The 23472-nt window shown below is 49.7% G+C and carries 19 protein-coding genes; 8 read left to right on the forward strand and 11 right to left on the reverse strand.

Features of this window, described 5'->3' with window-relative positions; all coding sequences use genetic code 11:
* Position 1 precedes the first annotated feature (1 nt).
* The 5 genes from KTH90_RS18005 to KTH90_RS18025 all read right to left on the reverse strand — a co-directional run bounded on the left by KTH90_RS18005 (position 2) and on the right by KTH90_RS18025 (position 7679).
* Positions 2 to 769: a D-alanyl-D-alanine carboxypeptidase family protein gene (locus tag KTH90_RS18005; protein WP_238727211.1), complete on the reverse strand. Its 768-nt coding sequence runs from the start codon at positions 767 to 769 to the stop codon at positions 2 to 4.
* Entirely contained in the window at positions 770 to 1819 is a 1050-nt protein-coding gene (vanG, locus tag KTH90_RS18010) for a D-alanine--D-serine ligase VanG (protein ID WP_238727212.1), read from the reverse strand.
* A 447-nt stretch (positions 1820 to 2266) separates the two neighbouring features.
* Positions 2267 to 3889, reverse strand: a complete 1623-nt coding sequence (locus KTH90_RS18015) for an N-acyl-D-amino-acid deacylase family protein (protein WP_238727213.1) — start codon at positions 3887 to 3889, stop codon at positions 2267 to 2269.
* 61 nt (positions 3890 to 3950) lie between these two features.
* Complete coding sequence (locus KTH90_RS18020; RefSeq protein WP_238727214.1) at positions 3951 to 5222, reverse strand: hypothetical protein; 1272 nt, start codon at positions 5220 to 5222, stop codon at positions 3951 to 3953.
* Between the two features lie 177 nt (positions 5223 to 5399).
* Complete coding sequence (locus KTH90_RS18025) at positions 5400 to 7679, reverse strand: extracellular solute-binding protein (protein ID WP_238727215.1); 2280 nt, start codon at positions 7677 to 7679, stop codon at positions 5400 to 5402.
* A gap of 397 nt (positions 7680 to 8076) precedes the next feature.
* Here KTH90_RS18025 and KTH90_RS18030 point away from each other — a divergent pair, with 397 nt between their 5' ends.
* The 5 genes from KTH90_RS18030 (at position 8077) to KTH90_RS18050 (ending at position 13593) form a co-directional block, all read left to right on the forward strand.
* Complete coding sequence (locus tag KTH90_RS18030) at positions 8077 to 8958, forward strand: alpha/beta hydrolase (protein WP_238727216.1); 882 nt, start codon at positions 8077 to 8079, stop codon at positions 8956 to 8958.
* A gap of 35 nt (positions 8959 to 8993) precedes the next feature.
* A complete protein-coding gene (locus KTH90_RS18035; RefSeq protein ID WP_238727217.1) occupies positions 8994 to 10064 on the forward strand; it encodes a sugar ABC transporter substrate-binding protein in 1071 nt (356 codons plus the stop codon).
* 116 nt (positions 10065 to 10180) lie between these two features.
* Positions 10181 to 11686, forward strand: coding sequence for a sugar ABC transporter ATP-binding protein (locus KTH90_RS18040; RefSeq protein ID WP_238727218.1), 1506 nt, complete (start codon positions 10181 to 10183; stop codon positions 11684 to 11686).
* Positions 11686 to 12639 carry an ABC transporter permease gene (locus KTH90_RS18045; RefSeq protein WP_238727219.1) on the forward strand — a complete coding sequence of 318 codons (954 nt, stop codon included), beginning with the start codon at positions 11686 to 11688 and terminating at the stop codon, positions 12637 to 12639. The genes KTH90_RS18040 and KTH90_RS18045 overlap by 1 nt, the downstream gene beginning before the upstream one ends.
* A gap of 18 nt (positions 12640 to 12657) precedes the next feature.
* Complete coding sequence (locus KTH90_RS18050) at positions 12658 to 13593, forward strand: ABC transporter permease (protein WP_238727220.1); 936 nt, start codon at positions 12658 to 12660, stop codon at positions 13591 to 13593.
* 95 nt (positions 13594 to 13688) lie between these two features.
* On the opposite strand, the gene KTH90_RS18055 is transcribed toward KTH90_RS18050, so the two are convergent.
* Together KTH90_RS18055 and KTH90_RS18060 are read right to left on the reverse strand one after the other, a co-directional pair.
* Entirely contained in the window at positions 13689 to 14567 is an 879-nt protein-coding gene (locus KTH90_RS18055; protein WP_158353480.1) for a DUF4261 domain-containing protein, read from the reverse strand.
* A 33-nt stretch (positions 14568 to 14600) separates the two neighbouring features.
* Complete coding sequence (locus tag KTH90_RS18060; protein WP_158353482.1) at positions 14601 to 14957, reverse strand: arsenate reductase family protein; 357 nt, start codon at positions 14955 to 14957, stop codon at positions 14601 to 14603.
* 533 nt (positions 14958 to 15490) lie between these two features.
* On the opposite strand from KTH90_RS18060, the gene pduB reads away from it, so the two are divergent.
* Entirely contained in the window at positions 15491 to 16207 is a 717-nt protein-coding gene (gene pduB, locus KTH90_RS18065) for a microcompartment protein PduB (protein ID WP_158353671.1), read from the forward strand.
* Between the two features lie 238 nt (positions 16208 to 16445).
* Positions 16446 to 17306 carry a DMT family transporter gene (locus KTH90_RS18070; protein WP_158353484.1) on the forward strand — a complete coding sequence of 287 codons (861 nt, stop codon included), beginning with the start codon at positions 16446 to 16448 and terminating at the stop codon, positions 17304 to 17306.
* A gap of 73 nt (positions 17307 to 17379) precedes the next feature.
* Here the strand turns inward: KTH90_RS18070 and KTH90_RS18075 are convergent, their stop codons facing one another.
* The 4 genes from KTH90_RS18075 to KTH90_RS18090 form a co-directional block, all read right to left on the reverse strand.
* Positions 17380 to 18201 carry a carbohydrate ABC transporter permease gene (locus tag KTH90_RS18075; protein WP_158353486.1) on the reverse strand — a complete coding sequence of 274 codons (822 nt, stop codon included), beginning with the start codon at positions 18199 to 18201 and terminating at the stop codon, positions 17380 to 17382.
* An 18-nt stretch (positions 18202 to 18219) separates the two neighbouring features.
* Positions 18220 to 19083: a carbohydrate ABC transporter permease gene (locus KTH90_RS18080; protein WP_158353488.1), complete on the reverse strand. Its 864-nt coding sequence runs from the start codon at positions 19081 to 19083 to the stop codon at positions 18220 to 18222.
* A 34-nt stretch (positions 19084 to 19117) separates the two neighbouring features.
* Positions 19118 to 20488: an extracellular solute-binding protein gene (locus KTH90_RS18085; RefSeq protein ID WP_158353490.1), complete on the reverse strand. Its 1371-nt coding sequence runs from the start codon at positions 20486 to 20488 to the stop codon at positions 19118 to 19120.
* Between the two features lie 81 nt (positions 20489 to 20569).
* Positions 20570 to 21637, reverse strand: coding sequence for a LacI family DNA-binding transcriptional regulator (locus KTH90_RS18090; protein ID WP_158353492.1), 1068 nt, complete (start codon positions 21635 to 21637; stop codon positions 20570 to 20572).
* 367 nt (positions 21638 to 22004) lie between these two features.
* Between KTH90_RS18090 and KTH90_RS18095 the strand changes: the two genes are divergently transcribed.
* On the forward strand, positions 22005 to 23453 hold the full coding sequence (locus KTH90_RS18095) for an alpha-L-fucosidase (RefSeq protein WP_238727221.1): 1449 nt from the start codon (positions 22005 to 22007) through the stop codon (positions 23451 to 23453).
* Positions 23454 to 23472 lie beyond the last annotated feature (19 nt).

The following is a 23472-nucleotide window of genomic DNA, read 5'->3' on the forward strand; positions in this document are numbered from 1 at the left end:
TCTAATCGATTATGTTCTGCCAGAACATAGTGATAATAAATCCATCCACGTTGTTACCGGATACCGTACAGCTGCAGAGCTCCGGGCAAGGTATGTGAACCGGCTCATCGCCCGCTTCCACCGTGAAAATCTCGTAATGCTTTCCATGAAGATCGATGAGCAGATGGTTTCCGTCATATGGAAAATTTTTCAGATAAGCCAGATATTCTTCCAGTGCGAAATTATGCATCTGCATCAGGGATGCGTGGGGCCTGCCAACATACCGGAAATGCCAGGGCTCCTGCGCCACGCCGGTAATCGTTTCTTTGCGCTGCTGGTAGCGCTCCACAAAGCCGTATCTGGGCGCCAGCTGCCGAAAGAGCTGGCAGATTCCCGTATAGGGAAATTCCGGCGCTATGAAATCAATGTCCGTCAGATTTTCCGCCAGATCAATGGCCAGGCCGGTCTGATGCTCGCTGCCGTCGGGCGGCGCCACGTATTTTACCGTGTATTCTTTTCCATTTTCCTCCATGGAACTGGTGTATATGTCTTCCTGATCCTCTCTGGTCCGGAATCCGCTGACCGGTACGATCTGCGCTTCCGCCTCCAGGTCCCGCAGCAATTTTCCAAGGCTTTCCACCGCTTCTTTTGCCAGTAGAATATCCGCATAATCCGGGCGGACCGGCTTCAGGGATACCTCCTTGCGCTCCGGGGATACCGGAAAGCTTCTGTTGACCAGGATCAGACTGCCTTCTGTTATATTTTCTTTCTTTAAAGTGATTGTTTTCATTTATACCTCCAGCGCCAGCCCGGCCAGCCGGTCCAGCATCTCTTCAAAGGAAATACCCACATCCTTTAACATGCTCGGATATCTGCTGACAGCGGTAAGTCCTGGTATGGTGTTTACTTCATTGAATACCACGTCACCTTCCGGCGTCAGGAACATATCCACTCTTGCAAAACCCTTGCAGTTAAGCGCCCGGTAGATGATCGCAGCGGTTTCCCTGATCTTTGCAGCAGTCTCCGCGTCGATTCTGGCAGGCATATGGATCTTGGCTTCTTTGCGGTGGTATTTTTCCTCAAAATCAAAGAAGCCTCCGGGGCATTCGATCTCATCCACCGTTCCGATCACCAGCTTCAGGTTGCCCAGAACAGAACATCCGACTTCAAAGCCGGGGATCTCTTCCTCAATCACCACTTTATCATCCACCTGGAAAGCGTTTTGAACCGCTTCGAACAGGCAGGCAGTATCGGTTACTCTGGTGATTCCGAAGGAGGAACCGGCTTTTACCGGTTTGACATACAGAGGATAGGTGAAGGTCGATGTACAGTGGGCCAATTTTTCGTGATCTATCTCTTCATACAGAACCACGGAACGGGGTACCTTTACTCCAGCCGCCTGGACTACCGTATGGGCAATGTCTTTATCCATGCCGATCGCGGAGCTTAAGGTATCACAGCCAACCAGCGGGATGCCAGCCAGCTGAATCAGGCCCTGTACGGTGCCGTCCTCCCCATTTTTACCATGGAGGACCGGAAAGGCCAGATCCAGAGGGGTTCTCAGCGTACTCCCCTGGCGGAATTCAATGAGGCAGTGCTGCGTCCGGTCCGGAGAAATGATCGCCGGTGTACAGTCCTGTCCGTTGCACCAGGTGTCTTCCAGGATTTTCTCCGCCTCTCCCCTGAAACGGTACCAGCCGCCCTGTCGGGTAATTCCCACCGGGATTACCTCATATTTTTCACGATTCAAATGTGTGATCACCGCATGGGCGGACTCCAGGGACACTTCGTACTCGTTTGAATTCCCTCCGAATAAAACCGCAATCCTTTTCAGTTCCATTTTTAGACCCTCCTCTGATCTGATTGGTCTTCTGATCCACTTTATTTTAAATAACCTATTGTTTTATCTTTTCGTTTTTAGCAGTGGATACGCGACTCGTTTTAAGATGTTTTAATGGTATCAGAGTTTCGGGGAAAGTCCTTTAAGTTTGATTTATAAGTTTATTAAGATATTCTTATTTTCCACTTAACATTGTCTGTACATGCTGTTTTTTGTCAGATTCACGGGCTTATTTACCGGCCGGTTCTTTTAGAGGGATGTTTTCTTACATAGTCATATTGACCGCAGCGTCGCTGTTCGTGACGATTCTGAATTATACGCATAAAAAATAGCCGTCCTAGCCCTGGCAAGCTGACGACTATTTTTTCGTTTCGTTTTCACCGGGACAGGTGAGGTGCACTCACCTTCCGGCTGTCTCATCTATGCTGCTGTTAATGCTGCCGGCTCTCACCGCAAAGCATCACCGTTCAGGAGCACCCGGCCGGACCACTGCTTCTGAATCTGGTCTCGGACCACGGCCGGCTCCCCATTCACGAACACATAGGAAAGCCCTTCCCCCAGTACCTTCGGCCGGTCATAATCCGCCCCCGTATGAATCCGGTCCAGATCGAAAACCACCAGGTCCGCGTCCATTCCTTCCCTGATCAGGCCTTTGGAACTTAGATTACACACTGACGCCGGCACAGAAGTCATCTTCCTAACCGCCGTCTCCAGCTCCAGCACTTTTTCCTCTTTCACATATTTCTCGAGCACTCTCGGAAATGTGCCATACAGCCGGGGATGCGGAATCCCGCCCGTCGGATACACCGAGTCGGAGATAATATTGCTGTAAGGATACCGCAGCACCTTCCTGACATCATCCTCCGAGGCGATAAAATCCACCATTGAAATCTCACAATTTTCTTCCACCAGCATATCGTAAGCGCATGCATAAGGGTCCATACCCTTCAGGCGTGCGATCTCTGCCACTGACTTACCGGAATATTCCCGGTTGTTTTCCCGGTTTAACGTCGTCATCCGGATATTCTCCCACCCAATCAGATTCACCAGATTCTCAAAATCCACACCAGGTTTTTGTAATATATCCGTAAGCTTTTTCCTCATCTTTGGATCGGTCAGCCTCTTCAGGATTCCCGGAACTCCGCCCTCCAGATATTCCGGGGGCAGAATCTGAATCAGCTGTGTGGAGCCTGCCGTATAGGGATACACATCACAGCTGACAGCAAGCCCTGACTCCCTGGCCTCATCCAGGATTTCCATGGCCTTTGCGATTCCATGTCCCCAGTTGCGCTGACCGACACATTTCAGGTGGCTCACATGAAGTGGTACCTCCAGGGACCGTGCGATCCCCACCACTTCCCTCAGGGAAGCATGAAAATTGTCGCCCTCGCCGCGGATATGCGTGAACAGCTGAACCCCGCTGCCCCTCATAGGTTCCAGTACTTTCTTAAAATCTTCAGCCGTATAATTGTATTCCGGCGCATAGACGATTCCCAGAGATACTCCCAGCGCTCCATCCGCCAGAGCTGTTTCCAGATACCGGTGCACCTGTCTGAGCTCTCCCGCCGTCAGGCTTCCACAGCGGTAACCGGCACTGGCCGCCCGGATCGTCCCGTTTCCGATCAGCATACCCACGTTAAGCGGAAGCTTCTGTTCCTTCACCGCGTTTATGTACGCCCGATACGAGTGAAGCGGAACACCCGCCGGCATAGTACCCACGATCGGGGACAGGAAGCCTAAGATCTCCTGGCGCCGCTCCTTGGGACAGGGAATCACGCTCAGCCCGCAGTTGCCGTTCACGATCGTCGTCAGCCCCTGGCGAAGCTCCAGCTCACCAAACCCCTCCCGGAAGACAGCCGCATCCGCGTGTCTGTGGATATCGATGAACCCCGGCGTCACATACTTCCCCTTAACATCGATGACCCGTTCTGCGCGGATCTCCTTTAAGGAATCCCCGTTTTCCGGTATAACGGCAGTAATCTTTCCGTTCAGAATCCCGACACTCCCCGTAAAAGGACGCTGCCCGCTGCCATCAACGATAACCCCATTTTTAATCAACAAGTCGAACATCTCACACCTCCACCCACCGGATCAGCCCTTCGCATTCTGCCTTTTCCGGTAAATATAATTGCTAAATGACCGTATACCCTCCACGGACTTCTTCAAGCGAATGCCCTTTCAGCCCAAATTGGGGAACCTTTTTCCTCAAATCAGTTACTAACCTTTTGACAATCTCCCGTTCGTCATCCTTCCCGATCCCGGCCATAACTTCCATCATTTCCATGATTTCACGAATACTGCCTCCCGCCATAGCTAGGTTCACACAGTGATAGGTGAGCGACTCCGCCATCTCCTCAGGCATATCCAGATTTATACAAAAGCACTCCTCCATCTCCTGATAATATTCCTGCTCCGGTAAATACTCATCCCAATACATATCCTGAATTTCTTCCAGTGTAAAATTCCGATAATCCAGATTCGGGTATTTAGCTCTCTGCGTCAGTATATCCCCGCACTTCTCTTCCGGAATGAGTGAGACAAAGAACTGATCGCTTTTTTCAAACATATACAGCTCTTCCCATAGAATAAAACGATCCTTGATGAAATTTGCCCATTGGTCCACAGGCATCTTCTCACCGGCAGCTCTGAATATGGCTAATAAGTGCTCTATTTCCACCATTCCGTACAACGAGCAGGCGCCCGAAGTGATTTCTTCCCAGTTGTTTAACTTTACGATCAGTTTCTGATTGGCAGTTCCATAGAATGTTTTATGGAAAGCCTCCCGGACATGAACTGGTACCATCACACGAATGCTGTGAGTCACCGCATCATAAGAGAGATCTATCAGACCGCTTAAAACCAGCCTTTCCAGTTCCAGCTCCTTCCCGAATACCTCTATCATCTGCCCTGTCTCAAGGTCCATAATTTCTTCAAACAAATGCACAGTCTCCTCATTGTACAGTCCTATCCATGTCATAGGCGTCTGCGTAAGCGTCTGTACAACACTGGCCGCCAGCCGCGTTTTGTTCCAGCCGGATTTCACCTCCGCATCCAACAGACTGCAAAGCTTCATCATGCTGTTTTTGTTATAATCCGTAAGAACCTGTTCCCACGTTCTGGCGGTGCGGCCTTTGATAATAAAAAACTCGGGCAGTTCCGACAGCATCTGTTCCATAATCTCCGGTTCCGGATACTCCCCCTCATCCGGTGTCCACTCCTCAGATTCTATCATCTTTATAAACGATTCTTTGATATTTTCACTGCCACTGTGCAGAAGAAAGACTTTCTCTTCCATTGACATGTTTTTTTTAAGATCGTGTTTTTCCTCTTCTCTATTTAATTTCTTCGTAGCGTCCAGTACTTCCCGGTATGTCTTATCCTGTCCTTTGTCACCTTTCTTCATCCAAATTCCTCCATCATTCGTGTTACGCTATATCATCACTGGTTTATCCCATACTTTACCATGATAATATCATAAATCAGCATACAAGTGTATACTTATTACAGAGTATTTCCTCCAATTCTTCCTCTGTATGGCAGCATCCGTTCTTAATCCAGTATGTCTGTACATTCCAATCTCTTATAATATTTTCCTTAATTTCCCCTGCAGCATGACAAATACGTCCTCCAGCTGTTCCAGATTTGCCGTATGCCCTTCCATCGCCTCCTGAACCAGCGGCATCATACCCTGGTAGAGGATATGTACAAATTCATCTTCATTGATCACGTTTCCCTTCGCCGTCGTCTGCGGCAGCCGCTCCTGTGATTTTTCAAATTCTGTCATCGCCCGGGGAAGCCAGGGGTAAAGGGACACCATATCATAATTCCGATATACGGAAATATTCGGAGACTGTCCACCCAGTATCGTATGAGGGATCGCAATATCGGAGCCGGAGGCCCACCGGATGAACTTAAACGCCGCCTCCGCTTTCCGGCTGTTCTTAGAGATTCCAAGGCTCCATCCGGACAGAACCGAACTTCCTGGAATCCGGGTGTATCCGAAATTATCCACCACCTTTGACTGCAGCCGGTCCACCAGCCCTGTGGCATAGTTATAAAAGGTATAAAACATGGCTGTGTTTCCATTAATAAAGTCCACCGCTGCATCTGCCGGCTTTTTTGACAGCAGCCCATCGCTGGTATACTGGATCGACTCCAGCAGGCTTCGGACCGCTTTGCGGTTCTGCAGTGTATTTAACTGCAGGGCCTGCTGACGGTTGAACAGGCTTCCGCCGTAGTCCCAGATCCGGGGCATCAGATCGCACAGGAATAGATCCGGGTTCGAGACCGCCATGGAGTGGCCGAATTCCACCGGGGAATCCGGGTTATATTTTCTGGTAAAATATTTGGCCAGCGCGTTGAACTGGAACCAGTTCTTCGGCACTTTCAGCGGTATCATATATTTTCGTTCCAGATCATCCGCGATCTCTTCATTGGAAAAGATGTCCTTCCGGTAAAACAGCAGCTGGGTACAGGCCATATAGGGCAACGCATAGTGCCTCCCATTGTATACACTGTAATGGCTGGACGCGTTGGGCAGATAATTGCTGGTGTTCAGCGGATAGGCTTCCATCAGTTCGTCCAGACACAGCAGATATCCTTTATCCGCATAGTAGGCCAGCCAGGGGACATCAAATAAGATGACATCGATCTGAGAGCTGCCGCTTTCACAGTAGTTACAGATATATTCGAAGGAATCCTTCGGCAGCACCCGCTTGATTTTTACCTTGATATTTTCTTTCGCGTAAAAATCAGTCAGCAGACGGGACAGTCCGCTGACGGAGGTTTCATCATCCAGCAGCAATACACAGATTTCTTCCGCTGCCTGGGTCGGCCTCTGGGCTTTAATTTCCAATGACGGTTCCAGATGCGCGATATTGTAATCATCCTGAAACACTACCTGCTGCTTTTCGAAAACGATGGGGGAGCGGATATTGCAAAGCAGCAGCTTTCCTGCCTCCTCCCCGATCTGGTAAGCGCCCCGGGAAGTCTTTACGATGGCATTGTCATGATGGAACACATCGTCCATGGAATCACCGGTGGATATGATCTGCACCTGCTCTTCCTCATCCAGATGATAGATCTTCAGCGCATACTTTAAGCCTTCCGCCAGCCTATAGGAGGTGGTCAGGATCACCTGCGGGATCTGTCCCCCCCGTTCCAGCAGCTGTATCCCCGCCCGGAATCCGCACTCCCGGATCGCGGTGGTAAATATGATATTCTCAGCCTCTGCTTCCTTTCCCGCATTTTCGAAAGCAGTCTCGTAACCGATACGTGCCATAATATTTTCCCGGTAGCTGTCGGGTCCGCAGACCAGGGCGATCCTGGTATAATTCTTCGCCAGCAGCTCTCCTGTAATTCTTCGGAACAGTTCTTTATTATCTACGGTTACAAAATTACAGTCAAAATTCTCCGGCCTTCGGTCGATCAATACATATGGGATTCCTGACTTTTCCAGTTTCTCGAAGATCTCTCTGTTCTGGGGCTGGCAGGTATACAGGATCATCCCCGCCACGTTGCGCCCGATCAGGTTTAAGATCGCTTTGGTCTCCAGCCTTGGGTCAGAGTCCGTAAGTTCCAGTACAAAGGTCTGGTCGTACTGGGACAGATATCCTTTGATGCTGCTGAGAAGCCGCTCCAGATAAGGCTCCGAAATCGTTGGGAAGACAATACCGATATCCTGGTTCCGCTTCATTTTCAACTCTCTTCCCGAATTCTGAACCACATAGTTCAGGTCGTCGATGGCCTGCTGGATCGTCCGCGCGGTCTTCGCGCTGATGTTCTTCTTATTATTAAGATAATTTGATACGGAAGCAATCGAAACACCTGCCTGTTTCGCTACATCTTTAATGGTAATCATTGCTGCTTCCTCCTGTTCTTTTATCATTTGGTAATTTATTGTAATTTGGGGCTTTCTAATATGAGAGAATTTGTTTTTGGATATCTGTTTTTGAATACTTGTTTGCTTCTGTTTGGGAAGATCCGGTTACGGATATCTGTTTGGAGATATCTGTACGTGAAATCCGTACTATAAAGCTTTTACTATGTTTATTATATTTTACATGCTTTACGAATGCAAGAAAATTCTTTTTCATTAAACGTTTTACTAAAACGAAATAAAATTTCGTTGAATGGACGATTCTTGTATGCTAGAATAAAGGCATCAAAACAATATAAACAAATTTAGTGAAACACCCTTCGGGTATACCTATATGCCCGAAAAACAAGGCAATATTAATGAAAGGAGGAACCGGCAGATGGAATATCAAAAACATTTTTTCAGCGGAGGAACCCCCCGAACGATTACGATCGCTCTTCCCTCCGATGATCTGACGGTAAAATATCCGGCAGTGCTGTTATGCCACGGACATTCCCGTCACAAAAATGACGGGTTGGACGCTTTATCCCAGGTTCTGACCGGTGCCGGTTTCGTCACTGCCCGCTTTGACTTCAGAGGCTGCTGCGACGGTTACGACCAAAGGTACATATTGAACTGCGCCACCGACTGGCCTGAGGATCTTATCAATGCGATATCTTATATCGGCACGCTGCCATTTATCGATAAGAACCGGATCGGAGCCGCAGGCATCAGCATGGGAGCCGCTACCAGCGTGTATGTCAGCGGTATGGACGACCGGATTAAAAGCACGGTGTCCATGGGCGGCATCGGCGATTGTTTCACCTGGATGCGCAGCGTATGGGACAAATCGGGCGGACGTTTTGATGATTTTCTGGCCCGTCTGGACCGTGACCGCGAGCTGACAGCTGTGACCGGCCATTCCCAGGTGATCCACTCCCTGGACATGTACAACGGAACAGAGGAGGATAAGCAGAACCTGCTGATCGAGGGCTTCCTGAACAGCGATGTCAATACCTATGTGACTCTGGCTTCCCTGCGCAACATGCTGTATTACAGACCGCTGGAAAAATGCGCAAATATCCGAAACCCTATTTTCTTTGCCCACGGAGGCGAGGATCTGGTCGTACCGATCGAACAGTCCCGCCGCATGTACGAAGCCGTGGCTTCCGGGAAGAAAAAATTCAAAGAATATCCTGGAGTCGAGCACAACATACCGATGGATCCGAACCGGATGCTCGTCTTTGAAGATATTAAACAATGGTTTACAGAAACTCTTTAACAAAAATGTATAATGAACAAGGGAGGAAATCAAAAATGAAAAGAAAACTTTTATCCATTTTATTAGCCGTTACGTTAGTTGCAGGTATGATGACCGGCTGCGGCGCCAAAGAAGAAGCGCCCGCTGCTGCACCGTCAGCCGAACCGGCTGAAACCGCCGCACCGGAAGCCACCCCGGATGCAGCTCCTACGGAAAGTCCCGCGGCGAACGCCGCTCAGACCGGCACCGCCGGTGCAAGCGGATTAAAAATCGGTGTATGCTACTGTATGTTAAGCGCACCTGCTGTAAAAGTATTCGCACAGGGCATCCAGGAAAAGGCAAAAGAGCTGGGCGTGGAGCTGATCGAGCTGGACGGCGGATTCGATGCTTCCAAGCAGACTGATCAGATCAACTCCCTGGTATCTCAGAAGGTTGACGGTATCGTCTTAAACCCGGTTGACGGAACCTCCATTATCCCCGCGGTAAAAGCTGCCAAGGAAGCCGGAATCCCGGTCGTCATGGGCGCTATGGATATCGATGAATCCGGAAGAGAATATGTAGTCTCCTTTGTAGGAGCCGATGATAAAGACGTAGGCGCCGCGGCCGGCAAGAAGATGCTGGAAACGCTGGGCGAGAAAGGCGGAAAAGTAGCCATCGTGGAAGGTACCGCCGGAACCTCCGCCGCTACCCTGCGTACGGAAGGATTTGAGGAAGCCATCAAGGGCAGCAGCATCGAAGTGGTAACCAAATTATCCGCTGATTTTGATAAAGCAAAAGCAATGTCCATCACTGAAGACATTTTAACAAAATATCCGGATCTGTCCGGAATCTGGGTACATGACGATACTATGTGCGTCGGCGTTGCACAGGCCATGAAGTCCATGGGATACACCGGAGAAGACTTAAAAGTTGTCAGCTACAATGGAAGCAAGAACGGCGCAGACATGGTGAAAAGCGGTGAGATCGTGGCAACCAGCGTACAGCCCCTGGTGGATGAAGGCCGTACCTCTATAGAAGTTCTGGTTAAAGCCATAAGCGGTGAAACCGTTGAAACCTGGTACAAGGATAAGATTGACATGCTGGATGCGAGCAATGTAGACAGCTATGATCCTGCTTTACTCTGGTAGGATGGCAGGCCAGCTGAGGATGGGGCTTGAAAGCTTGCCCCATCCTCAGCTTTTCATTCGATCGAAAAGAGCGTGCCGGCTGCGGTGCGGATAGATTGTAGAAACGGAGAATGCGTATGAGTACAGACGAATACATTCTGAAATTAGACCATATTGAGAAAAGCTTTCCCGGTGTGAAGGCGCTCAAGGACATCAGCCTTCATGTCAAACGGGGCGAGGTCCGCGGGCTAGTAGGGGAAAACGGCGCCGGGAAGTCGACGATGATGAAGGTATTGACCGGGATCATCCCTATGGATTCCGGGCAGATTACGATAGACGGGCAGGCCGTTACCATCACTTCCCCCTTACACGCGCAGTCATTGGGACTGAGTATTATTTTCCAGGAATTCAATCTGGTCAATTCCTTAAGCATCGCGGAGAATATCTATGTGGGACGTCTGCCGAAGAAAGGGATACGGGGAATCCAATGGAAAAAAGTCCATGAGGATGCAAAAGCGCTTCTTAAGCGGGTCGGCCTGGATGTGGATCCCTCCGCTCGGGTGGGCTCCCTAAGTGTGGCCGGCAAACAGATGGTGGAGATCGCCAAAGCCCTGTCCCAGAATTCTAAAATCATTATCATGGACGAGCCCTCCGCCACCTTAACAGACAAAGAGCTGGAACATCTCTTCGGCATCATCGATGATCTGAAAAAGCAGGGGGTCACCGTGATCTATATCTCCCACCGGCTGGATGAGATCTTCCGGCTGTGCGACAGCGTAACCGTCATCCGGGACGGAGAGGTGATCGATACGAATCCCATCGAATCCCTGACCAAAGAGACGATCATTTCAAAAATGGTGGGACGGAGCATGGATCAGGAATACCCTGTCCGGGCAGGCACCTGCGGTGATGAGGTGATACTGGAGGTCCGGGATCTGTGCCGGAAAGGAGTATTTGAGCATATTAGTTTTTCTTTACATAAAGGGGAGCGGCTGGGTATCGCCGGCCTGGTCGGTGCCGGACGCACCGAGATCGTCCGCGCCATCTTCGGAGCGGACAAACTGACCGGCGGGGAAATTATTCTGCACGGAAAGCCGGTCACCATCCACTCGCCGAAGGAAGCCATCTCCCACAAGATCGCGCTGGTCACAGAGGACCGCAAGACCCAGGGCCTGGTGCTGGAGAGCTCCATCAGTGAAAACACCACACTGGCCGCCCTGAAGAAAATCTGCCGCGCCGGATTTGTCAACCGCAGGGAAGAGAACTCCGTCGCCGCGCAGTATGTAGATACCTTAAAAACCAAAACCCCCGGCACCAAAGCGCTGGTGTTGAACTTAAGCGGCGGAAACCAGCAGAAGGTCGTTCTGGCCAAATGGCTGTATACCGACGCAGAAGTGCTGATTCTGGATGAGCCCACCCGAGGGATCGACGTGGGTGCCAAGTACGAAATTTACCAGCTCATCAACCAACTGGCGGACAGCGGGAAGGCCATCATTATCATTTCTTCCGAAATGCCCGAGGTCATCAGCATGAGCGACCGGCTTCTGGTCATCCACGACGGAAAATGCAAAGGGGAATTGACCGGGGATCAGAAAACCGGTGAAAATATTATGAAATACGCGATACTGGAGGAGGGCGCCTGATGAAGACGAATGTAAAGAAAATAATATACCGTTACTCCAGCTTGATTTTACTGTTTTTCTTTATCCTGATCGCGTCCATCTTCGCGGAAAACTTTTTTACGGTGCGGAACCTGACAAATGTAGTGCGGCAGAGCTGTGTACTTGGACTTCTGACTGTGGGTATGTCCTTCGTGCTGATCTGCGGGCATATGGATCTGTCCATCGGAAGCATTATGACTTTTACCGGGCTGATCGCCATTTCCTTCGGGACCCGGATGCCGGCCGGCGCTGCGATTGTGTGCGCTTTGCTGGTGGGTATCCTATGCGGAGCCGTGAACGGACTCATCATCACACTGACTCACGCCAATTCCGGCGAATCGCTGATGATTACCTTTGGTACCCAGCTGTTGTTCTCAGCGGTCAGTCTTCTCTACACGGGCGGTTTCTCTCTGTCCGGGAGCGAATCGGATTTTTATAACGCCCTTGGAACCGGCAGCATCGGCAAATGGCTTCCGGTTCCGGTATTAATCTATATCGTCTTCGCAGTGTTACTCTGGGTGCTGGAAAGCAAGACTTCCTTCGGCCGGCAGATGCATATGATCGGTTTTAACCCCGTGTGCAGCCATCTGTCCGGTGTGCGCACCGGTCTGGTGAAAATGGTCTGCTACTGTATTTCCGGCTTCTGCGCGGCGGCGGGAGCCATTATCCTGACTTCCAGGACCCTGGGTGCTACGCCTACGGCTGGTGTCGGCTACGAGATGGACGCCATCGTGGCAGCCGTTCTGGGCGGTATCAGCCTCTCCGGCGGCCTCGGGAGCATCGCTAAAGCTTTCGTAGGCGTCATCACCCTAAGCGTGCTGAGCAACGCTATGAATCTCTTCGGCTTCCAGTCCTTCGACCAGAGCATCGTCAAGGGCTGTGTTCTGATCGCGGCCATCGCCTTTGATGTATGGAACCGCAAGCAAACTGTCTGAGAGAGGGAAGGTGATACTATGACGAAAGTAAAAAAAATAATTGCGGAGCAAAAAACACTGGTCTTTTTACTGCTGTTGGTCATTCTGATGGGTATCATATCTCCTTTCTTCCTGACTGGAGATAACATCGTAAACGTACTGGTACAATCCTCCATCTACGGGATTATGGCCTGCGGTATGACTTTTGCGATCATCGGCGGAGATTTCGACTTATCGGTGGGTTCCACCATGGCCCTGTCCGGTCTGGTAGCCATCCTATGTGAGCCTTATGTGGGGCAGGTACCTGCTATGCTGCTGGCGTTACTTACCGCCGTGGCAGTCGGACTGGTGAACGGGTTTCTGGTCGCCAAATGCGGGATCAGTTCCTTTATTGTCACCATTGGGACCTCCTATATTTTTAAGGGGATTGCGCTTAAGATATCAAGCGGAGATCCAATCGCCAGCTCGAATCCCTGGTTTGGGCGGCTGGGAAATGATAAGATCCTGGGGATTCCGTATCTTGTGATCATTATGGTTCTTCTGGTTCTGATTACGCACTATGTGCTGACGGCCACCAGGTTCGGACGGAATATCTATACCATCGGCGGTAACATGGAGGTCGCGCACAACAGCGGGATCCGCACTGCCTTTTATAAGACTTCGATCTTCGTGTTAAGCGCATTTACAGCCGGGACCGCCGGGATATTGAACGCGTCGAAGTTAAATACCGCCTCCGCTGTGCAGGGTGACAACGCCGCCCTCTCCGTGATTACCGGTGTGGTAATCGGAGGTACCAGCCTGATCGGAGGAGTCGGTAGTATCGGGAAAAGTATGATCGGGATTCTGATCTTCTCTGTGATTACCAATGCGCTGGATTTGATGGGCGTATTTTCTTATTATCAGACAGGGATTCGGGGACTTATGCTGATTGTTATTATCGGCATGGAAGCTTATGCCCGATACCGGGAATCCTAGAATTGGTTTGGGACATGTCCGTTTCAGTTTGGGACATGTCCATTCCAGTTTGGGACATGTCCAGATCCAAATGGACATGTCCCAAACTATCTATTTCAATTCCGTCCGCCGGAGGCATACTCTCCGGCGCATATATCCATCACATCCCGGACTGGCTGAATCAGCGCCCGCTCATACTGGCACTTCCACTGCTGGCTGCGGTCAATTCCATTCTCCGAAATTCCATCAATAGTCTCCCCGCTCTTAATCGGAGCATTATTCTCAAAGATGTAGATCGCAGTATTATATGCATGATTCACCACCCGATTCGGGTCCAGTCCATGGTAATGATACTGAACATCCGGAAGTCCGATCGCATACAGGCCCAGTGTATCCACCACACAATCCTCAGATCCGTCTATCGTAAAGAACCTGGCATTCACTCCGAAATAGATGAACCGCAGTCCATCCTCATAGGGATTCTCAAGCAGCTGCTCTCTGGTGAGCAGTTTCCCGCTGGCTGGGAACCATACCGCCTCGCACTCCGGCAGAAGCCTCAGCACCAGGTCCAGCCATCCCGCCAGCATATCACAGCGCTCCGTATAAGGCAGTCCCGCCGCCAGAAAATCAGCGAGGATCAACTCATATCTGCATTTATCCAGAATCTGTCCGGACTGGGGGCAGTCCCAGAACTGGCTTCTCTGAAACGCGTCTATGCGCTCCTGGTCAAATGGCTGATAATCCATCATCATAACCTGTGCCGGAATCTTCTCCTCATCCTTATACTCCACAAGATACCGGAACAGTGCAAAGGAAGTCAGCTTATGATCCGCGTCCGTTACCAGATCCGTCCTGCCGTACCTCTTCTCCAGCTCCTCTTGCAGCGTCTCCGCCATAAGGCGTTCCCCTTCCTCACGAAACAGCAGATGCATGTAGTATACATGGGAAAAGTCTGCTTCCTCCATCGTATTTTGCCGGAATGTTTCTTTTGCCATATCTTAACTCTCCTATCTGGCCGCCGGCTGACTTCAGCTAAGCTTAGCCTCCCACTCTTTCTCTTTAAATCCAACCAGTACAAAGTCGGAACCGACAATCAACGGCCGTTTCACTACCATCCCGTCAGACGCAAGGACTTCAATCATCTCATCCTCGCTCATATCCGGCAGCTTATCCTTTAGCCCCAGCTCTTTATAGACCATACCGCTGGTATTGAAAAATCTCCGGACCGGCAGCCCGCTTCTTGCGACCCAATCCTTTAATTCCGAAGCAGTAGGCCTTTCGTCCTTAATATGACGGTCATCGAAAGAAACTTCGTGAGCCTGCAGCCACTTTTTTGCCCTCTGGCAAGTAGAACATTTCGGATACTCAATAAATAATACATTCATATGATTCCCTCCAGTACCGCAGATTTAGCGGCATAAATTCTATAGAAGTATGGGGAGCCGGGCGGCAAGTCTCGCGGGGCCAAATCACTTGAGACCAGGCCTTAGAACGGGTTACGCAGAGGGCGGGAGAACCTCTCAGGGCCCGGAACACTGTCCGAGCCGCCCTTTGACGAGTTTGTTCCGAGCCCTGCCAATAAGAGGTTCTCCCGCCTTCGGAGTTACCCGTTCTTAGGCCTGGTCGATGTGATTTGGCCCCGCGAGACTTGCCGCCCGGCTCCCCATACCACGCCCCTCCGCTCCCGGCCCTTTAAAAATCAGCCGTGAATAATAACGATTAGTCAAAATAATTTTACACCTTTCCCCGCTATTCATTGACTCCTCTTTCTTCTCATGATATCATTAGATCGAATCTAACACAATTCAACTATAAAGCAATAAATACCACATAAAAAATCACATTTATTGAAATTTACATAAACACTCTCCAATTAAATAAATTGGATAATTACGGAAGCTATTTGAAAGGAACCTATATGGACAGCCAGCGGCCAAATTTGCCCACCAATACAACTGAATTTATAGGAACAGCCGTACTGGATACCATCGGCCTGCTCATTCCAAATATCGATCCCGCGCTGCAGGCCCATACCGGTTATAATCCCCGGTACCGTTCTCTGGGGGTCTTCAGCTCCCGCACCGGCGCCGCAGGCCAGATTATGGCCATCGATGAAGCGGTAAAAGCCACAAACAGCGAAATACTGACCATCGAACTTCCCCGTGATACCAAAGGCTGGGGCGGCCATGGAAACTATATCGTTCTGGGTTCTGAAAGTGTCTCCGACGTGCGCCGGGCCATCGAGATCGGCCTGGAACTGACCAACGTAAACGCCGGTGAACTGTACATCAGTCAGGCTGGTCATCTGGAATTTGCCTATTCCGCAAGAGCAGGCAGCGCACTGGCACGGGCTTTCGATGTCCCTTACGGACAGCCGTTCGGTTTCATCTGCGGATCTCCCGCAGCTATCGGACTGGTGATTGCCGATACCGCTATGAAAGCCTCCCATATCGAGATCGTAAAGTATATGACGCCTAATATCGGGACCAGCCATTCCAATGAGGTTATCATCGCTGTGACCGGAGGCGCTTCTGCTGTAAAAGAGGCCGTAATAACAGCCCGCGAAACCGGATTGCAGCTGTTGAATTCCATGGGCAGTATCGCCAAGTCTCCCACTGGCATTCCGTACCTGTAAGCGTTTTCTGTAAACCTCATTTGGAAACATCACTTGTCACCCAGCGGATATAATGTCTCCCGACATTATAACATAAAAAGCTGATTCTGTCCGGGTTTACGTAAAATAGCAGCGTTCGAAGTGCCAAATTTCTCTGACTATTCACGCATCGCACGTAAGTGCCCAAAATACGGGCACTAAGTGCTCATAGCCATAAAGATTCTCGCCAGCGAAACTAACCGTCCCGAGGTGATTACCTATGAAATCAGAATCCCGCGCCAAGGCAACACTGATCACCGCCATGCTTCTGTTCGGAAGTATCGGATTATTTGTAAAAGGAATCCCCCTGTCTTCCGCACAGATTGCATTTATCAGAGGATTCATCGGCTGTTTGATTTTGCTCGCCTTTGGCTGTCTGGGAAAACAGAAGATGAACTGGTCTCATATACGCTCCAACCTGCCGGTGCTGTTCGCTTCCGGTGCCGCGATCGCGCTGAACTGGATTTTTCTCTTTCAGGCTTATCATTATACAACTGTACAGACCGCGACGGTCTGTTATTATTTTGCACCTGTGATCGTAACACTGGTTTCGCCCTTTTTGTTAAAGGAACGATTGACACCGCTGAAAATATTCTGCATTGCAGCAGCAGCTGTCGGCATGTTTCTGGTGGCCGGCGCCGGCGGCAAAGGCCCCTCCCAGCCGGCCGGTATCGTCTGCGGCCTTCTGGCCGCCTTATTTTACGCTTCTGTTGTAGTGTTGAACAAGTTCCAGCGCAACCTGACCGGAACGGAGAGTACTTTTGTACAGCTGGCGGTTGCGGCACTTTGTCTGCTCCCCTATGTTCTGGCTACCGGAGGTGTTGGGCTTGGTGCTTTGAGCGCGCTTCCTTTATTTCTGCTGCTATTCATCGGGGTCGTTCACACCGGGATCGGATATCTGCTCTATTTTTCGGCACTGCATCAGCTCAAAGGGCAGACTGCTGCGGCCATGAGCTATATAGACCCGGTATCCGCGCTTTTGATGGCCGGAATCTTTTTGGGAGAACGCATGACTGGGATTCAATTGCTTGGGGCCTGCCTGGTTCTTGGCGCCGCCTTTGCCAGTGAATACAAAAAATAGGGGACATGTCCATTTTAGATTGGACATGTCCCAAATCGAAATGGACATGTCCCCTTTTATGCCCTCTTCGCGTCTATTCTTTTATCCCGCCGGCCGTCAGGCCGCTCTTCAGCTTATCCTGCATAAAGATATAGAAGATAATAGTCGGAATCGCAATCACGATAATCGAGGCAAATAATGGCCCGATATCACTCTTGTTCAGCGCCAGATTAAAGAACCCGGGCGCCATAGTCAGCGTGTAGTGAGACTGCACACTGTTGAACATCAGCGGTATGGTATAGTCATTCCAGGTCAGCATAAACACCACCACCAGTACATTGACCACCGCCGGTGACACCATCGGCAGTAACACATAGAAAAATGTGGTAAACGTATTGCTCCCGTCAATGGTTGCTGCCTCGCTAAATGAATCCGGAATGGTGTCGAAGAAATTTTTCAGGATCATCAGAGCCAGCGGCAGATTGATCGCCACCATCGGAATAATCATGGCAAAATAAGTGTCTTTCAGGTTCAGAAACCGCTCAATCGTAGAAATCGGCAGCAGAATTGATATCACCGGTATTGAGTAAAAGGACAGGATCAGTATGAACAGGAAATTCCTCCCCCGGAACTTTAATTTCGAAAACGCATAGGCCGCCAATGAGGAAAACGCCAGGATAATCGCCAGCGATCCGCCCACTACCAGGATACTGTTCAAAAACATCCGGGGCAGAAAATACTGTCCCTTTATCTTGAAAGTAAATACGGTCTGATAATTCACAAGCCCGTTGCCTTTCAGCGATAGGAAAAAGGAATTGACCAGCGGAACGATCCAGATCACTGCCAGCAGGATCAGACACAATAGTATCAGCCAGTCTCCCGCTTTATACTTCTTAACTTTATGAAATAGTTTCATTCTCGTTCTCCTTCGCCCCTATTTATCCCTGTTGAACAGCTTCACCTGGAGTGCAGATATGACGAATGCGATCACCAGAATCACCACCGCCAGCGCACTGGCCAGCCCGTTGTTGGCCTCCAGGCTGAACCGTTTGTACAGATAGGTCATGGGGAATTCGGTGGCTCCCGCCGGGCCTCCCTGCGTCATGATATAAACCAGGTCGAAGAATTTCAGTGTTCCGATGGTCCCCATCAGCACCATGGTCAGATGAGCCGGCTTCAGCAGGGGAAATGTAATATAGCGGAATCTCTGCCAGTAACCCGCCCCATCTATGGTGGCGCTTTCATACACATCGTGGGAAATATTTGCCAGGCCTGCACGGTAATAGATGATCCCCATGCCGGTCCATTGGTAGACATTTGCCGCCAGGATGCAGTAGAGCGCCAGCCGCATGTCACTGAGCCAGATATGCTGCAGGGATTTTAAGCCGACCGCTCCCAGAAACGAGTTCAGGAATCCGAAGTTCGGCTCGTAGATCTGGTTAAAGGTATAAGCAATAATTACAGAAGACAGTACCGACGGTACGAAGAAGATCACTTCGAAAAGCCTGCTGCCAATCAGCCCTCTCTCCAGAAATATAGTCATGACCAGACTGATTCCCACCTGAAAAACAATCGTCAGCGCCATAAAGATGACGGTATTCTTAATCGCCGTCCGAAAATTCGGGTCCGCAAACAGGGTTTTATAGTTTCCGATCCCATTCCAGGTCATATTCGATAAATCAATCCCTTTAAAATCCGTAAAGCTGACTGCGATGTTATATAAGACCGGGATCAGCAGAAATACCGTTACGGTCAGAAAACATGGTAGTATATATAAATAAGGTGTGACTTTTTTCATAATCTGCCTCCTGCTTCAGAAAAGGCGCACGCTTCTATTTTGAAGATTCATAAGCCTGCTGCATCTGCGCAGTTGCGTCTTTTGCATCCATCATTCCCTGTACAAAAGCCTGGACGACCTCGCCGGTCTTATTATCAACCGCGGCATTACCGGTCGATCTGGGCCCGGCCAGCTGATCGGAAAGCGTGGCGCTGATGACGCCGATGGTATCTTTTGCTTCCTGGGACGGAAGATTCGTGGTATCCAGCGTAACGCCCGCCGCGCAGGGAATCCCATACAATTCTTCCAGCCATATCTGCGCCGCATCCCCGGCTGCCCACTCGGCAACCAGCTTCATCGCCGCTTCTTTGTCTTTGGAGTTCTTATTGATCGCCCAGCCGTGGTCGATGGAGCCTACCACATAGGGATTGTCATTGATCGGAGTGGGCATGGCGAATACGCCGATCTCGTCCTTGGCTATCTTGGAATCCGCAAGCTGCGTTCCCGCCAGATAGGCTCCCGCCTGCCATGCGCCGGTCAGAATCATGGGGGATTTTCTTTCTTTAAATAAACTGTCCGCGTCTGTAGTGGGATCAATGCCGAAGGAGTTCTTAGGGATAACCCCGTCGTCAATCATCTTCTGAAGATCCTCGAACCCTTTCAGGAAAGCCTCATCCTCAAAGCTGGCCTCGCCGGCCGCGGCTTTCGAAACGATTCCGGGATTCTGGTTGTTTACCAGCCACAGATAGAGATAGGCTACATTCAGCGCTTCTTTTCCGCCGAAGATCATAGGGATCGTGTCATTCTCCACTGCTTTTGCGTAGTCCGCGAACGCCTGATAGCCGTTGGGAACGCTCTGCCCCAGCTCGCCTAACAGGGTTTTATTATAGAATACATACCACTGTCCGCCAAAATCAACCGGGAATATTTTCAAGTCCCCATCCACATAGGTGTTTTCCAGCATCTTCTCATTGAAGAGCGTTTTCCAGTCATCCCCGATCACCTGTGCGGCCAGCCCGTCCAGCGGTTCCATATAATCTTTGTATTTTTCATAGTTATCCAGGTTCATGGCAAATACGTCCGGCCCTTCCCCGTTAGCCAGGTCCAGCGTCAGCTTGTCCCAGTAAGCCCCCCAATCCATAATCTGAACATCTACGTCAATGTCCGCATTCTCTTCCTGGAACGCCGCGGTCATCGGCTCTATCACGTTATTGTAAGGGATCCATCCCCAGAAGCTTAAGGAAGCTGCGGACGTGCCGGCTCCCGAATCACCGGCCGTATCCTTCTCCTGCTGCGCTCCCGCAGTTTGGGAAGGCTCTGCCGTATTGGCACCCTGTTCTTTCTCAGATCCGCATCCCGATAATATAGTACCTACCATCGCCGCAGCCAGCAGCAATGAACATAATTTCCTCCAATTTCTAGTCATCAACAACTTCTCCTTTCGTTGGCAAAAGATGTACAGGCGCAGCCGGAGGATGCTCCGCCTCCAGCATACTTTTCCTTCCAATCACCTGTGTGATGTCCCGCTTACTAACGGACATACCGAGTCTCTCTCAATAATCTCCGAAGGAAAAATCACTTTCTTGCCTTTCATCAGATTTTTGCCCATGATGTTTTCCGACAGCATCCGGACCGCCATACGGCCCAATTCTTCTTTCGGATAATTTACGGTTGTCAGTCTGGGATTTACGTAGTTGGTGGTCTCAATATTATCAAACCCGATGACGGAGATATCCTGGGGAATCCGAAGTCCCCGCTCCTGAATCGCCCGCATGACGCCCAGCGCCATCTTATCCCCTGCGGCTTCCACCGCCTGTATCGGTTGACCGCTGTCCAATAGTTCTTTCATTTTGTTATAAGCGGTTTCGATGTCCCAATGGCCATTGCGTACCAGCTCCTTATTGATCGGGACATGGTAATCCATCAGGGCCTTCAGATACCCCTGGAAACGCTCGTCCTTATGATCAAAGATGGGGCCGCCTTCTTCAATTGATCTTTTATAGGTCTCCCCGCCGATATAGGCAATATTGGTCCGGCCCATCTCGATTAGTTTACGGGTCAGTTCGTAAAAGGGCTGCTCGTATTCAACGGTTACACAGTCCAATGTTTCCTCTAGGGGGGCATCGAAGATGGAGATAATATTTGAAAAATGTGCCACCAGCTGTCTTAATAGATCTTTGGGCATATTGCCAATGAGGATCAGCCCGTCTACCTCAGACTCCATGACTGTTTTCATGATCAATGAATTTTCCAGATCCGTAGCGCTGTAGGCGAAATTGATGGAGCATTTATTGTCAATAGCTTCCCTCTCAATTCCATGGATAATGGTAGCAAAACAGGAATCCTCGAACTTTTCCTTCGTAACGGTCAGAATATATCCGATCTTTTTCATTGTGGATTTTTTCTTTAATGATGTTTCCCGTTTTTTTGCTTTGTCATAGCCCAGTTCCCGGGCGCAGTTCCAGATAATCTCTTCCGTCTCCTTCGATACGGAGAAATTTTCATCTTTATTAATTACTCTGGATACTGTCGTCAGAGAATATCCCGTTCTTTCCGCAATATCTTTTAACCTCATCGTTTACTCATCCTCACCTGTTTTTTACTAAATTTACTAAAATTAATTATAATTCTTATTTTTTTATCAGTCAACTATTTTTTAATTTTTTCACAATTTATACGAATATCCCTGGTTGATTTTGTGCAAATCAGAGACATTTATTTCATTTTTCGAAAAACATTGACGTTTTTTACTAATTATGCTATGTTTGTGACATGAATTTTCTTATCTATTTTACTTTATTTTTTACTAAATTTTACTAAATTTACTGTTATCCATTATTATTTTATTACTATCGTATCTTCCGAACCTAATGTTTATCATTGTTTCTATTACAACATACCAACGGGATAATAACCATTTTATCCCTGCCAAGGAGATCTTTATGCTGCAAAACAAATTTTTACCCACATATGAACCCTACGGGAAATATCTCCCGACCTGGGACTCATTGAACGAACACCCCCTGCCGAAATGGTTCATGGATGCGAAATTCGGTATTTTCATCCATTGGGGCCCATATTCTGTGCCTGCCTGGGCTCCCAAAAAGACCACTACCGGGGAATACTACAACGATCAGGTTGGCAATCATCCCTACGCGGAAATATACGGCTATGGAATGATGTATAAAGATTCCGCTGTTTGGAAGCATCATAAAGCCACTTATGGCGCCAGCTTCCAATACGACGATTTTTTCCCGCAGTTCCGGGCAGAAAACTGGGATCCCGGACTTTGGGCAGAGACCTTCCGCAAAGTAGGGGCAAAATACGTTGTACTGGTAACCAAACACAGCGACTGTTACAGTATGTTTGACACCAAGCTAACGGATAGATGCTGCACAAAAGTCGGGCCTATGAGAGACATCACAGGGGAACTGACCGCCGAGCTGCGAAAACAAGGGTTAAAAGCCGGCCTCTACTATTCCACCACCTTTGACTGGTACTACCGGAATTTCCCACATGTGATCTACAAGGAATTTACCCACGGGCAAATAAAAGAACTGGTTGATCAGTACCATCCCGACATTCTCTGGTCGGATGATTACTGGAAACCGATTGAAAAGAGCTGCAGCGACACCTGGGGCAGCAAAGAACTTATCAGCTATTTCTATAATCATTCCGAACATCCGGAGGAAGTACTGGTCAATGACCGATGGGGCTGTGAGACGGACGGACGGCAGATCGGGGACTTCTCAACTCCGGAATACACCGCTCTGCCCGGCATCCAGGATTTCTACTGGGAAACCAACCGCGGAATCGGCCGCTCCTTTGGTTACAACCAGGAAGAAGGCGAGGAGGATTACGCCTCCGCCGAAGAATTGATATTCATGCTGGCAGATATTGTCAGTAAAAATGGGAATTTTCTCCTTAATGTAGGCCCCAGAGCGGACGGGACATTTCATCCCCTACAGTTGAAAAGGCTGGAAGACATCGGTTCCTGGCTCCAAATCAATGGGGAAGCGATCTATCAGACCAGACCATGGATCGATGCCGCCGGTCTGACCGCCGCCAGCGGACGCGTTCGTTTTACGCAAAAAGGCAGTGCCGTATATGCGGTCGTATTCGATACAAAAACTCCGGACTTCACTATCCGTAACCTGTTTGTGCCCGCCGGTACAAAGGTAGAGCTTCTCGGTTCAGACGTCCCCGCGGCATGGGAGCAGCAGGGGACCGACACTGTTTTCCACCTGCCGGCCCCTCAGTCCGCAGTATCTTTTGTGTTAAAATTCGAAACCGAACCGCTTCGCTTAATGAGAAAACCCGTCCATCAGGTTCCAGAAAGCCAATCCGGTGAAATATTCCGCAGGATGGGCTATTACAGCGTTAACCTATAAGGCAAAAGGGGACATGTCC

This window comes from Diplocloster modestus (assembly GCF_019042245.1).
Taxonomy (GTDB): Bacteria; Bacillota; Clostridia; order Lachnospirales; family Lachnospiraceae; genus Diplocloster; species Diplocloster modestus.